Origin of the sequence: Chryseobacterium defluvii, assembly GCF_003634775.1 — a bacterium.
Taxonomy (GTDB): Bacteria; Bacteroidota; Bacteroidia; order Flavobacteriales; family Weeksellaceae; genus Chryseobacterium; species Chryseobacterium defluvii.
This window is the reverse complement of sequence record NZ_RBXB01000003.1, coordinates 651691-665025: the sequence shown is the minus strand read 5'-3', so window position 1 is coordinate 665025 and position 13335 is coordinate 651691. Positions and strand designations below refer to the sequence as shown.

The 13335-nt window shown below is 36.7% G+C and carries 11 protein-coding genes; 2 read left to right on the top strand and 9 right to left on the bottom strand.

The features are described from left to right. Positions 1–118: 118 nt before the first annotated feature. The 5 genes from glmM to BCF58_RS14935 all read right to left on the bottom strand — a co-directional run bounded on the left by glmM (position 119) and on the right by BCF58_RS14935 (position 6129). Positions 119–1501 carry a phosphoglucosamine mutase gene (glmM, locus tag BCF58_RS14955; protein ID WP_121462609.1) on the bottom strand — a complete coding sequence of 461 codons (1383 nt, stop codon included), beginning with the start codon at positions 1499–1501 and terminating at the stop codon, positions 119–121. Positions 1502–1559: 58 nt separating this feature from the next. Continuing rightward, positions 1560–2585 (bottom strand): DUF4421 family protein, encoded by a 1026-nt coding sequence (locus tag BCF58_RS14950; protein ID WP_121462608.1) that lies wholly within the window; start codon positions 2583–2585, stop codon positions 1560–1562. A gap of 216 nt (positions 2586–2801) precedes the next feature. Then, a complete protein-coding gene (gene feoB, locus BCF58_RS14945) occupies positions 2802–4835 on the bottom strand; it encodes a ferrous iron transport protein B (RefSeq protein WP_121462607.1) in 2034 nt (677 codons plus the stop codon). After that, positions 4835–5089: a FeoA family protein gene (locus BCF58_RS14940; RefSeq protein ID WP_121462606.1), complete on the bottom strand. Its 255-nt coding sequence runs from the start codon at positions 5087–5089 to the stop codon at positions 4835–4837. Before BCF58_RS14940 ends, feoB begins: the two co-directional genes overlap by 1 nt. Positions 5090–5217: 128 nt before the next feature. After that, entirely contained in the window at positions 5218–6129 is a 912-nt protein-coding gene (locus BCF58_RS14935; RefSeq protein ID WP_121462605.1) for a GLPGLI family protein, read from the bottom strand. 160 nt (positions 6130–6289) lie between these two features. On the opposite strand from BCF58_RS14935, the gene BCF58_RS14930 reads away from it, so the two are divergent. Beyond that, on the top strand, positions 6290–6787 hold the full coding sequence (locus BCF58_RS14930) for a DinB family protein (RefSeq protein WP_121462916.1): 498 nt from the start codon (positions 6290–6292) through the stop codon (positions 6785–6787). Between the two features lie 57 nt (positions 6788–6844). On the opposite strand, the gene BCF58_RS14925 is transcribed toward BCF58_RS14930, so the two are convergent. After that, positions 6845–9517, bottom strand: a complete 2673-nt coding sequence (locus BCF58_RS14925; RefSeq protein WP_121462604.1) for a carboxypeptidase-like regulatory domain-containing protein — start codon at positions 9515–9517, stop codon at positions 6845–6847. A 321-nt stretch (positions 9518–9838) separates the two neighbouring features. Between BCF58_RS14925 and BCF58_RS14920 the strand changes: the two genes are divergently transcribed. Continuing rightward, the gene (locus BCF58_RS14920; protein WP_121462603.1) at positions 9839–10720 is read left to right on the top strand and encodes a cupin-like domain-containing protein; all 882 of its coding nucleotides are present in this window, start codon (positions 9839–9841) and stop codon (positions 10718–10720) included. A 48-nt stretch (positions 10721–10768) separates the two neighbouring features. Here the strand turns inward: BCF58_RS14920 and BCF58_RS14915 are convergent, their stop codons facing one another. The 3 genes from BCF58_RS14915 to BCF58_RS14905 all read right to left on the bottom strand — a co-directional run bounded on the left by BCF58_RS14915 (position 10769) and on the right by BCF58_RS14905 (position 13291). After that, positions 10769–11176, bottom strand: coding sequence for a hypothetical protein (locus BCF58_RS14915; RefSeq protein ID WP_121462602.1), 408 nt, complete (start codon positions 11174–11176; stop codon positions 10769–10771). Beyond that, positions 11166–11447, bottom strand: a complete 282-nt coding sequence (locus BCF58_RS14910; protein ID WP_121462601.1) for a hypothetical protein — start codon at positions 11445–11447, stop codon at positions 11166–11168. The genes BCF58_RS14915 and BCF58_RS14910 overlap by 11 nt, the downstream gene beginning before the upstream one ends. Before the next feature lie 119 nt (positions 11448–11566). Beyond that, positions 11567–13291, bottom strand: a complete 1725-nt coding sequence (locus BCF58_RS14905) for a M14 family metallopeptidase (RefSeq protein ID WP_121462600.1) — start codon at positions 13289–13291, stop codon at positions 11567–11569. Between the last annotated feature and the right edge of the window lie 44 nt (positions 13292–13335).

Genomic DNA, 13335 nt, shown 5'->3' with positions numbered 1-13335 from the left:
CAAGTTTAAGATCTAAGACTTGAGATATGAGATATACAAATACTCGGTTCTGAAAATCTTAATACTATAAAGTTAATAATAATTCTTTTTTAAAATGATGAAATTGATGTTAAAATTTTTAGATCAGGCTATTAATTTTAGCAATCATCTCATCCGCTAACTGATCCGCTTCTTCCTGGGATTTTGCTTCTGTATAAATTCTGATAATAGGCTCTGTATTCGACTTACGAAGGTGAACCCAGTTATTTTCAAAATCTATCTTCACACCATCCACTGTAGAAACCTCTTCTGTTTGATATTCTTTTTCCATTTTAGTTAAAATATCATCTACATTAATCTCCGGAGTCAGCTCAATTTTCTTCTTACCCATGAAATAACTTGGGTATCCGGCTCTTAATTCAGAAACCGTTTTATTTTCTTTTGCCAGATGCGTTAGAAATAACGCGATCCCTACCAAAGAATCTCTTCCGTAATGCAGATCAGGATAGATAATTCCTCCATTTCCTTCGCCTCCGATTACTGCATTTTTCTCTTTCATCAAGGTAACCACATTCACTTCACCAACAGCACTTGCAAAATATTCTGAATTATGGGTGTGTGCAACATCCCTTAGGGCCCTGCTTGAAGAAAGGTTGGATATAGCCGCTCCGTTTTTATTTTTAAGCAAATAATCAGCAACAGCCACCAATGTATATTCTTCACCGAACATCTCTCCTTTTTCATCAATTAAAGCCAATCTGTCAACATCCGGATCTACAACGACTCCGAAATCTGCTCCTTCTTTTTTAACTAACTCACAGATATCACCCAAATGCTCTTTCAACGGTTCAGGGTTATGAGGGAAATGACCCGTCGGCTCGCAATATAGTTTTACTGTTTCACAACCAAGTTTGTCCAGTAACATTGGAATCGCAATGCCTCCTGTAGAATTTACCGCATCTAAAACCACTTTGAATTTTTTAGCTTTAATCGCCTCAGCATCTACCATCGGTAAATCCAGGATCTGCTGAATATGAATATCAAAGGCATCATCTCTTGTTTCATATTTTCCCAGATCATCAACTTCGGCATAGTTGAAATCTTCGCTTTCAGCCAGAGCTAACACTTCTGCCCCGTTTTCACCGCTGATGAATTCTCCTTTTTCATTTAATAATTTCAGCGCGTTCCATTGTTTTGGGTTATGGGAAGCGGTAAGGATAATTCCTCCGTCTGCATTCAGTTCCGGAACCATTATTTCAACAGTCGGAGTTGTAGAAAGACCTAAATCAACCACGTTGATCCCCAGTCCCTGTAATGTCGCTGTAACCAAAGAAGAAACCATTTGTCCGGAGATTCTTGCGTCTCTTCCTATGACAAGTGTTAAATCCTTTTTCTTTTTTTGGTTCTGAAGCCATGTTCCGAATGCAGAAGCAAATTTCACCACATCCAGCGGTGTCAGATTATCGTTTACTTTTCCACCGATCGTTCCCCGGATTCCAGAAATTGATTTTATTAGCGACATTATATTTTTATATTTTTTTAATTGTTAATTGTTAATTATAATTTTTTTGCAAAGATACTTATAAAATAGGAACCTGTTTTTGAATTTTATCATAAGTATTCTTTACGGCTTTGGGAGGTGCAAAACGATACCCGATATAGATCAGCCCGTATATATTATTGTTTTCAACGATGTAGTTATTTCTTTGGTCATAAGCCGTTGCGTTGAAATTGAGCTTCCCCCCGAATAAAAACCGATCAGAATTATATCCGATATGAAGTCCTCCCGAACCTCTTACGGTTACATACTGTTCTTTCAGTTTCGGGCCTTTTGATCCGTCTTCCAGTGTGTCCCTAAAGCTGGTAAACTTACCGCCAACACCAACAGTCAGATAAGGTGCAACACTCACTTTGTCTGCAATTATCCAATTGTAAAAATAGCCGATATTGGCGCCAATATTGTATTGATGTTCTTTGCTTTTGCGTCCTTCCAGAATATCCCTGAAAATTGTAAAGTCATAATCTAAAAACGGAACAAAGCTTCCTTTGCTGCTTTTTTGCCACTCCCCTTGCGTATAAATACTTTTTAATGAAAAATCTTTCTTTAAAACATAAGATGTGGACCCTCCGAAAGTCTGTACTCTCAAATCCGGAAACTGTATATATCCGTCTCTTTCTTCCTGCCAGCCGGGAATCAAATCCTGCATGTTTTCTACATAAAACCCTTTTACATTCTTATAATAAAGGGTCTGAATAAATCTTTTAGGAAAAAACCTCAGCCTAAAATCCGTATAAGAACTGTTGCCCTTTAAAGCATTATCATTATTTCCCGGTAAAAACCTCGGCGCAAAGGATAAGGTGGCGCTTATACTTCTGTAATCAACAGATAATGAAGTCTTTGTTTTATTATTGATAGAAACTACCGTCTCTTTGATGACATCTTCCCCATTTACCTCCGAGAAGGTAAAGCTTTCCAGGTTCGTATCAACATTGACCCGTAACATGATCTGGTTTACATAAGATTTGATATTTGTGCTATCCGTCTGTGCCTCTGTATGAGTATAAATCAGGCCCAGTAAAAAAATATATATTGCTTTTCGTTTCAAGTGAATTGGTGGCTTATTATTTTGCGAAACTGAAATTACTTTTTTTAATTCACGGGATCAAAAATTATGAACATCCGCAATCTTTGTCACAATTCGACCTTTTGGAATCAAATTTCTTCGGTGCAAAATTTTTCCTGATCATCCTGAATAAAGAATAACAGGCAAATGCAACCACCAGAAATACAATGATGTACTGAAAAATCAATGATGAGCTCATTATTTTAAAATTTGATATACTAACATGGACACAAAATATGCCAAACCTGTCATCATTACCACCTGAAAAGCTGTCCACTTCCAGCTTTTGGTTTCTCTGTATACTACTGCAAGTGTGGAAACACACTGCATTGCAAATGCGTAAAATAAAAGAACGGAAACCCCTGTTGCGAAGCTGAAAACTTTTTCCCCGTTAGGTTTCACGTCTCTTTTCATTTTATCTATTACTTTCACTTCGGGAGCATCATCCTCCAGACTGTATAGTGTTGACATGGTTCCCACAAAAACCTCTCTCGCAACGAAACTTGTCAAAATGCCCACCCCCATTTTCCAGTCGTAACCAAGGGGTTCGATAAGGGGTTCAATGCCCTTCCCCATTTTAGCCAGATAAGAATGATCAAGATGAACATCTGTGGCAACAATTTCGCTGGGTTTTTGTTTTGGTCCGAAATAGCTCAGGAACCAGATAATAATGCTGACAATAAAAATAATTTTACCTGCTCCGGTGATGAAGTCCCATACTTTACTTAATACCATTTTAAAATCGTATCCGAAAAGTGGTTTTTTATAGGTGGGTAAATCCATTACCAGATAGGTTTTTCCTTTATTTTTAATAAATCTTTTAAGGATAGAAGCTGAAAGCAATGCAACCAGAAATCCTAGTAAATACATTCCCATCAATACCAAAGCCTTGTATTTTATGCCTAAAAACGTTTCATCTGAAATAATCAGTCCTATGATGATGCTGTATACCGGAAGTCTCGCAGAACAGGTCATGAAAGGTGTCACCAAAATGGTTAACAGCCTTTCTTTCATATTCTCGATATTTCTTGTTGAAATGACAGCAGGAATAGCGCATGCTGTTCCTGAAACCAAAGGGACAATACTTTTCCCGTTCAGTCCGAACGGTCGTAAAAGCCTGTCCATCAGGAAGACGACCCTTGCCATATATCCTGAATCTTCCAATAGATAAAGAAAATATAATAAGATCCCGATCTGTGGGGCAAAAACCACAATTCCTCCGATTCCCGGAATAATACCATTTGAGATAAGGGAGTTGACGGGCCCTTCCGGAAGATGTTCTCCCGTAAATGCGGACAACCATGAGAAAAACCCTTCAATCCAGCTCATGGGGTATTCTGCAAGAAAGAAAACACTTTGGAATATGATTAGTAATACAGCCAAAAATGCTACATACCCCCAGAATTTATGGACTAAAATCTTATCCAGCTTTTCAGTAAGCAGTTCTTTGAACTGAGTTTTTTTAGAAATGACATTGGCTAAGATTTTATCAACATTCTGATACCTTCTTACTGTTTCCTGAACCTGTAATCTTTTAGGTACCAAGCTTTTATTTTCCGGCTCATTAAGCAATTCGTGGATTGATTCTATTCTTCCCAACTCAGTTCCGGAAGAAATAGCCATCCATGCTTTATAAGGATTATCAAATCCTTTTTGTGCGGCCAGTTTTTGAAGAAAGTCTTTATGCTCATTCGGCGTTTCAAAAGAAATAGTGTCTTTTTTTACAAATTCATTGTTGAAAACAGCTTCCTTTACTTCATCTATTCCAAGATGTTCTTTAGCATTCGTCTGGATAATCTTACTTCCCAATGCCTCAGAAAACTGCTGAATGTTGATTTTAATTCCTCTTCTTTCTGCCTGGTCGATCTGGTTCACGATCAGGATCATAGGGATTCCAAGGTCCTGAATCTGTTGAAATAACAGAAGTCCTCTTTTTAAACTTAATGCTTCCAGAATATAAATGACCCCTGCATAGTTTTGTTGTTCGTCAATAAGAAATTTAGAAAAAATAGCTTCGTCCTCCGAACTTGGATAAATACTGTATGATCCCGGCAAATCAATCACCTCAACATTTTCATTCTTATAGGTATAATTTCCTGAATGACTTGCCACGGTAACTCCGGCATAGTTTCCGGTTTTCTGTTTTTTGTTACATAATGTATTGAAAACCGTTGATTTTCCTACGTTAGGATTTCCGACTAAAAGTACCTTTTTTCTTTTATTATTCTGCATCAATTCAATTCTTCAACAATAATATAATCTCCCTCTTCTTCACGAAGAGCGATACGGCTTTTTTCTTCCCCGAACTCCACATACATAGGTCCGTTAAAAGGAGCCTGATATAAAATCGTGAAAACAGTTTCCGGCAAAAGCCCCATTTCGATGATTTTATTGGGCATCTTCAAATGATCATTGTCATAGCCAAGGATCTTCCCCGTTTTGTTTTTGGGGAATCCACTTAATTTATGTACATCTTTTTCTTTCAAAGCCTCTTTTTTGTGAATGCAAATATACGTTATTTAAATTTAATCTAAATAATATCCCTGCTTAAAAAAATAAACCCAAATGCACTGATACATTTGGGTTTACCAATATAATTAGTTGATATGAAATGCTATTTCTTCTTTTTTTCTATCGCCTGATCTTTCTCAATAGGATTGTCATTTGCGTTATAGAAATCTTTATATTGTTTTTCCTGTTTTTTCATCATGTCACCTATGGTACCATCCATTCCCGGAATGGTTTTAGACATCATTTCCTGTGTCATCATCGGTCTCACAGATGCAAAAGGATCTTTTTTGAAATCGCTGAATGTCTTTTCAAACTTATCTCTTGGCAATTCTTTTACTTTTCCGCCTGTAGCCTGCATCAGGTTTTCTATATATGAAAATTCGGAATACTCTTTTACTTTTTTGTTTCCTTGTAAAATCCATGAATAATTTTTTTCATCATCCTCGATTTTAACAATCAGCCCCGGAAGTCCTGAAAATTTATACGGTCCGTCCTGGAATGGTAAATCCGTACTGAACCAAGCCGTCCATTTTCTTCCTCCAAATTCCGTGGTTGCTTTCTGTGCGTTATAAGCTCCTATTTTCTGCTTTTCATTGGAAATATTCCAGTTGAATTTCAAATCCTCGCTGTATCCGATATTACTTGGCGTAAATCCATTGGCTACTTTATCCACATACTGAACTTTCATACCAGGATAGGTTTTATATATTCTCGCAGAAATTTTAGGCTGTCTGATTGTTTTTGAAAGGTCTTTCATTATGCCTGCTTTCTGCATCGCTTCGATTTCCACCTTCATAATAGAATCCTGTGCAATTACGGTATAATCCTGATACACCGATCTGTTTTTATCTGTAATATCCAAGATGGTAATAACCTTATCCATTTTCGTGGAATCTTTTTTAGGCTTGAATGTAAGCTCATAGAAAAAGCGGTTCGCCGTTTCTTTGGAATCTTTGTCTTGTGCCGTGGAGAAGACAAAAAGTGCAATAAAAAATACTGAAAAGAGTTTTTTCATTTTAAAACTGTTTACTAATTAGTTATTCATTCTCAGATTTTGTTACAGTTTTCTTCACATTATTTTCAACTATTTTATCGGAAACGAAATTTTATGATTTTCTTACGACTTTCCCATTGGTTAAATTTCTAAATTTATGTGCCTAAAAAAACAAAATATTATGGACACTTTATCTCAATTAAAATCAGAACTACAGGGAGAGTATCAGACAACCAGAAAGTTTATTGAGCTCTTTCCTGAAGGAAAAAATGACTATGCCCCACACGAGAAAAGCATGAAAATGATGCCTCTCGCCACCCATCTTGTGGAGGTTTTTGAATGGCCTAATACAATTTTAAACACCTCTGAGCTTGATTTCGCCAAAGGAGAGTATAAACCTTCCGTTCTTTCCACAAGAGAAGATCTTCTGAAAAAGCTTGATGACGATTATGAAGCCGGGAAAAAAGCGTTGGAAAATGTACAAGAAGATGATCTGAATCCGAGCTGGACCATTAAAAACGATGGGCACGAACTGGCGAGCTGGAGTAAATATGGGGCTATACGACATGCTTTAAACCAGATTACACATCACAGAGCACAATTGGGGGTGTATTACAGATTAAATAATATTCCGCTTCCGGGAAGTTACGGTCCGTCTGCAGACAACCCTAGTTTTTAACTAAGAAATTAAATGATTACATAAAAAAACCAATCCTGAGAGATTGGTTTTTCTTATTTATTTAAAGTTGAACTTTACGGTAAACATGACCTGGCTTGGACGAAGCTGAATTCTTGTGTATGAAATATTCGTGGTATTGATATCATACGTTTCAAATACTTTCTTGTTTGCTATATTCATCCATTTCAGCTCGAAATCGATTTTCTTCTTCGACCAGCTGAACTGATAAGACACATCATAAAATCCGTTGTTGTATTTTTGACCGCTGGCATTGGTGTTTACCTGGTCCCAATTAAACCCAACCGTATGATTTTCGACAGGATAGAAGAATACACCAAGATTATGGGTAAATCCTTTTCTCGCCGCATCGGAAACTACTCCTCCCTCACTCGTTTGTTTCGTTCTTGAGATGCTCGCGTTATAATCAATACTCATCCAGCTGAAGTAAGTGTTGTTGAATTTAATCCCATATGACTGGCTGTTATTCTTGTTGGTATAAGAAGCATTATCCAGGAATGCATCGGATTTTGAGGTGTTGTTGCTATAGCTAACTGAAGCGTTTGTTTTAAACTTTGGAAAATATTTACCTACTTCCGCACTATACCCATTATTAATTACATGATTGTCCCGCTCAATATACTGCATAATAGTGTAACCTGCCGCATTGATCCTCGGGTTGGAGATCAGGTTTCTTTTTGCATCTGAGAATCTGTAATTCACATTAAAGAATAAATTATTCAGTGGATTTCTGTATTCCAGTCTTGTCCCGGCTGATTTGTTGTTATTTTGAGGGATCGGATTATTGATATCCATTGCATTAATTCCATTAGGAGAAGTCATCAAAAATCCGGAATAAGCAGAGTTTATTTCTCCGAAATTATTGTTAATATTAGCATTCACTGACGCTTTCCAGAAAGAAGCAAATGTATACTGGGCAAAAATGCTTGGTTCAAAAGTTATTTTGTTGACTTCTTTCGAAACATTTCTCACCGGATCTTCTGCTTTGATGTTATTTGAGTTTACCGGGAAATTGGCATATACCATCCATGCTTCACTCTTATAATTTACTCCTACGCTTCCATAAGGGGTTGCTGTTGTATACTTCAGATCATTGTTGTATGCAGTTGGAAGGACACCTGTTGTTGTAATATTGGATAAATCTGAAACTAAGTCCGTTGTTTTAAAATTAAATCCGACTTCCGGAGTGAAGGTCCATCCTTTTGCAGAAAAACCAATATTTGCAGAATGGTTAGCTTCAAAAGTTTTTAATCTTAAATTTTGTCTGACAAGTTCTGAATTAAGGTCCGGATTAAATCCCGGAATCTCCAAATAGGAAGATGGGGATACTTCCAATGTTTGTTTGTCTGTCTGGTAATTGATGAAAGACATGACATTGACCATTTTCTCTTTCCAGGGGATAATTGTACTCAAAGAGTTTTGGAATGATGTGGTGGGAGATTCTATGGCTTCTTCGCCATGTCTGGTGCTGCTTACGTCTGTTCTGTCTACAACTCCCCTGTCTGCATTCCAGAATTGAGAGAAACTTGTTGTATTTTTAAAGAATCCTTTTTTCGCATTCTTAGTAAAGATCAATTCTCCTTTTGCTTTATCCGTATAGAAGTTATTAAGGATATTTATAATATTGGAAGCCCCGTTGAAATAATTGGTTTCGCTATAAGATTCCCTTTCCACGGCGTTATTCGTATAATTGGCATTTGCTTTAAGCTCCCATTCTTTTTTCTTATCGATATTGGTAAGATAATTAGCCGACAAATAGTGTACGTTATTCATCAGATATCTTTTCACCGGAAGATTCGGTGTATTAGCGTTTTCCACATTCAGCCAGTCATTTTGAGAAGCATTGATTCTTCTCCCTTCAAACCTGCTTCCGAAGGCTAAGATATTTCCTTCATTCTCCACCTGCTCTCCCATGTTGTTGGTTTTATAATTAACCACCCACTGACTTTTCTGTCCGAAAAACATCGGTGTTAATTTTACATTCCAAAGCCATGGATCTCCGAATCCTGACCCTACCTCTCCTCTTCCGGTCATCGTTACAGAGTTTTTCAACTTGATATTGATTGCCGCCTGATCAGAAGGAACTTTATCCTGAAGTATTTTTACCGGCTGGTGATTTTCAAGGACCTCCACTTTTTGTACGGCATCTTTGGGAAGGGAATTGTTGATGGTTCCATATCCTCCTTCCATTAAATCCTTTCCGTTAACATAGAATTTGTTGATCGCATTTCCCTGGTAAAGAATGCTTCCGTCTGCATTGACTTCAATCCCCGGAATTTTTTTCATGACATCAGCCAGCGTCCTGTCATTTTTACTGTCAAAAGCTTTAAGGTCATAAGAAATGGTATCTCCTCTTGCCGTAATCATTTTTGTTTTCAGCTGGACTTCTTTTATTTCTGTTGCTTCAGGCTGCATTTTAAAACTCAGCGTCTGATCGCTGTTGCTGATTTGCTTCGTTAGCGGTTTCTGATTGAATGCTTTTACTTTCAGGTCTACATTAGATTCAGCAGAAGTAAAGGTAACTTTATATTCTCCTTTTGAGTTGGTGATACCATAAGCCAGAATTGCATCTTTTCCCGGTTCTTCTATCGTTACGCTTGCGCTTGGTATTGCTTCTCCGCCTTCATCAGTAATTTTCCCTGAAACTGTTTTTTGTGCAAAAGTCAGCACAGAGAAAAAAATCATCACGAATACATAAATGTTCCTTTTCATAATTTATTATTTGGTTTATTAGTTATGGTTTGTAATTTTTTGTTACACTTATAAAGATTGATTTTAAGGGGAAAAGTTAAAAAACCTTATTATCACTGCATTTATAGTGATATATTTTTTTTTATTCGTTTCAAAATGATATTCAGTCTATCCTCTGTTTTACGAATATTTTTGTCCTCTGTTTGTTTTCGCCTACATTTGACCAAGTATTTTTATTTGGTCTACATATTTAAAATAGTGATTTGAATCATAGATTAAAAAAAACTTAATCTCAGCTTCATAAATATTTATTTAATAATTTTGTAACATAAAATTTATAAAATGGGAATTATTTTAAAGCCTATAGATATTGTAGATGATATAACCAAGGAAGAATTCCATGAGAAATATCTTAAGCCCAGAAGGCCCGTTGTCATTAAAAATATGGCAAGGAAATGGCCTGCATATCAGAAATGGACAATGGATTATGTAAAAGAAGTGGTAGGAGATGTGGAAGTTCCATTATATGACAGTTCTAAGGCTGATCCGGCAGCGCCCATCAATACTCCCACTGCAAAAATGAAGTTCGGGGATTATATCGATCTTATCCAAAAAGAACCTACCGATTTGCGGATTTTCTTCTTTGATCCCATCAAGCATGCCAATAAATTGCTCGAAGATTATATTTCGCCCAAAGATCTAATGGGCGGCTTTTTAGATAAATACCCCTCTATGTTTTTTGGAGGGAAAGGTTCTGTAACTTTTCTTCATTATGATATTGATATGGCTCATATTTTCCATACTCATTTCAACGGAAGAAAACACGTTCTTCTTTTTGATTATAAATGGAAAGAAAGGTTATATCAGCTCCCTTATGCAACCTATGCTTTAGAAGATTATGATATTGAAAATCCTGATTTCTCAAAATTCCCTGCATTAGATGGCGTAGAAGGAATTGAGTGTTTCCTTGAGCACGGAGATACATTATTCATGCCTACAGGCTGGTGGCATTGGATGAAATATCTTGACGGAAGTTTCTCTATTTCTTTAAGAGCATGGGATAAGTCATGGGCTGTAAAGGCGCATTCTTTATGGAATCTTACAGTACAGCGTAAGTTCGACGATATTATGAAAGCCAATTTCAAGAAGAAATATATGGACTGGAAAGAAAAAGTAGCTGTAAAAAGAGCAGAACTGGCCCTGAAAAGAGGCTTACCGAAATAGAAATTTATTTTTATGAAAATAAAGGTGTGATAAGTTATCACGCCTTTTTTATTTTATTTGCAGTAAAAGTTCTTCCATATTTCTGGTGACTTCATTGCACGAAAAGCAGGCTTCTTTTCCATCCTGGTGAAACCAGCGGCATTGGGTCCGGATCGGACAGTATGATAATTCTGTATTCGTGTGCTCAGGATCAAGATCCTGTACTTTCCGGGATAAGGAACATTTGAATTCCGTGTTGTCCCATTGGGCACATCCTTTTTCCACACATTTTCCCGTAAAGCGGAATCTTTGTTCAAGACTGTTTTTCCCTTTATTCTGTTCCAGAAACCCTTCGGTGACGGTGAGGGGAGTGATAAACTGTACCTTCCCGTCTTTGTTTACGACTCCAAAAAGCTGTGCCCCGGCTTTTCCAACATAACTGGGACACATCTTTTTTGAATGTGAATTAGCCTCCATAACTTTTGATTTGAGACTGCAAATCTTTAATCTGTGACTGAACATCTATTCCCGGCTTGAAAATAATAATCCCCCAAGGAAACCAGTCTTTAATTCTTAAGGGTTTCGTAAGCCCTCTGAAATCTCTTTGTGCTGCAAAAGACTGACTGTTATCAATTTTTGAAAGCTCTGAAAGCACGACATTCTGAATTCCTTTGTCTATACTCTTTACTTGTTCATCAGTAAGATCTACACCTTCCAATGAAATGAAAAAATGCTTTTTGGTTGCCATGATTGTTTGTTTTTATTGGTTTACTTAACAAAGCTAGTCGTAGCATCATAAAAACAAGTCAGGGAAAAGCACAAAATCAACAGGTGGAAAACACGGTATTTTCGCTCAAAATCAAATACTTACAACAGCCTGTAGATGGGATACTGCCTAAACGTTTTTTCTTCAAAATAGGGAGATTGCCTGTAAATCCAGTCCAGCTGTGCCTGTCCGTCTTCGGCAAACTTTTTATCTGTTGCTTTTTTATTTTCAAAAGCTTCTTTCAGTTTTTTATCTTTTTTTAATAATTCTGAAGCGGTATCTTCAAAAATATACGCTGAATAGTATTCTTTCTGAGCTAAAATCCCGTCAAAGAAATTCCAGTTGAAGAAAGAATCCAAGGCTTCCGGCTCAAGGGTTTCAATCATATATTTTACGCCTTCCTGATTGGTGGAAACCAGATAATCTCCTGATGAAAAGGTGAGTTTTTTATTAGACTTGTCCACCGTTGTCTCATAATGAAGATAATGTCCTTCGTAGGGGCTTTTTACTGTTTTAAAATCATTAATTTTATATGATTCTACTGTAATGGTACTATCCTTTTGGAACTTTTCCATCTGAATTTTATTCCTTTGTAATTCTTCTATTACCCTGTACTGGGATTGTGGGATTACATAATATTTTGGAATGGTAATATATCCTGTAGGAACAGCTGTTGTAAAGAGTTTTATATTCTTTATAAATGGTTTTGACCTGTCATAATACAGTCTTGGTTTTCCGGAAATATCGCTTGGTTTATATTTTCCCTCATATCCTTTAAAATCCATCGTGGTAAACTTGGTAGAATCTATTTTCCAACGGATTCCATATTGTTTTCCAGCCTGATATTGCTTCAAATTTTCCAGGCGGAGGTTCTTTATTTTTTTGTATTCCTTATCCAGGTTTTGAAGGTTGACAAGCATATATTTATACGTCGCATCTACTCTTTTGTCATAGGGTTTCAGCATGTGTGTTTCCGGGACTGTCCCTAAAGAATTGAACAAAGAAGTGTAACCTGTAGAGTATCTCGGAGAATCTTCAAAAGCAGCAAAGCCAACATCGGGAACATCTCCGTGAATATTCACATAAGGAGTGCTTTCATATCCTAATTTCTTTAATTCCTCCAGATTTTTTGCCTGATAATTTTTGTGGAAATAGTCGCCCAAAACATTTCCCAAACGTTCTTTACATGTAGAAATATAGGTAAATGTATATTGATAGTCTGCTCCGTTGCTTACGTGATTGTCTATAAATACATCCGGTTTCAGCCAATGATAGATTTCCTGGAAGCTTCTGGCATTTTTAGAATCTGCTTTGATGAAATCCCTGTTAAGGTCATAATTTCTGGCATTTCCTCTAAAGCCGTATTGTTCCGGGCCGTTTTGGTTGGCCCTGGAGAGGGAACCTCTGTTTAACATGCCACTTACATTATAGGCAGCAACTGCAGCAACGATAAAGTTTTGAGGGGTTTTGATTTTTTTTGTTGCCAAATCCCTCATTAACATCATGGTAGCATCAATTCCATCCGGTTCTCCGGGGTGAATTCCGTTATTGATGAAAAGAACAGCTTTATCTTTTCTGAGTTTTTCAAGGTTCTTTTCAGGGAAAGGATTGTAGATCACAACATAGATAGGTTTTCCGTTATCATCTTTTCCTTTTTCCAGGTATTGAATCGTATTAAAATTTTTAGATAAATCCTGATAATAAGTATTCATCTCTTCATAGGTAACGGTTGTATTACCATTTCCTTTCTCAAACGGAGTCTGAAAGGTGTTTTGAGCGGAAAAAAGAGATGAGCATAGAAAAAGTAGAAGGGTTTTCAGTTTCATTGATGTGATATTTCAGACTTTAAAATTACTTAAAGTTTTTTGTT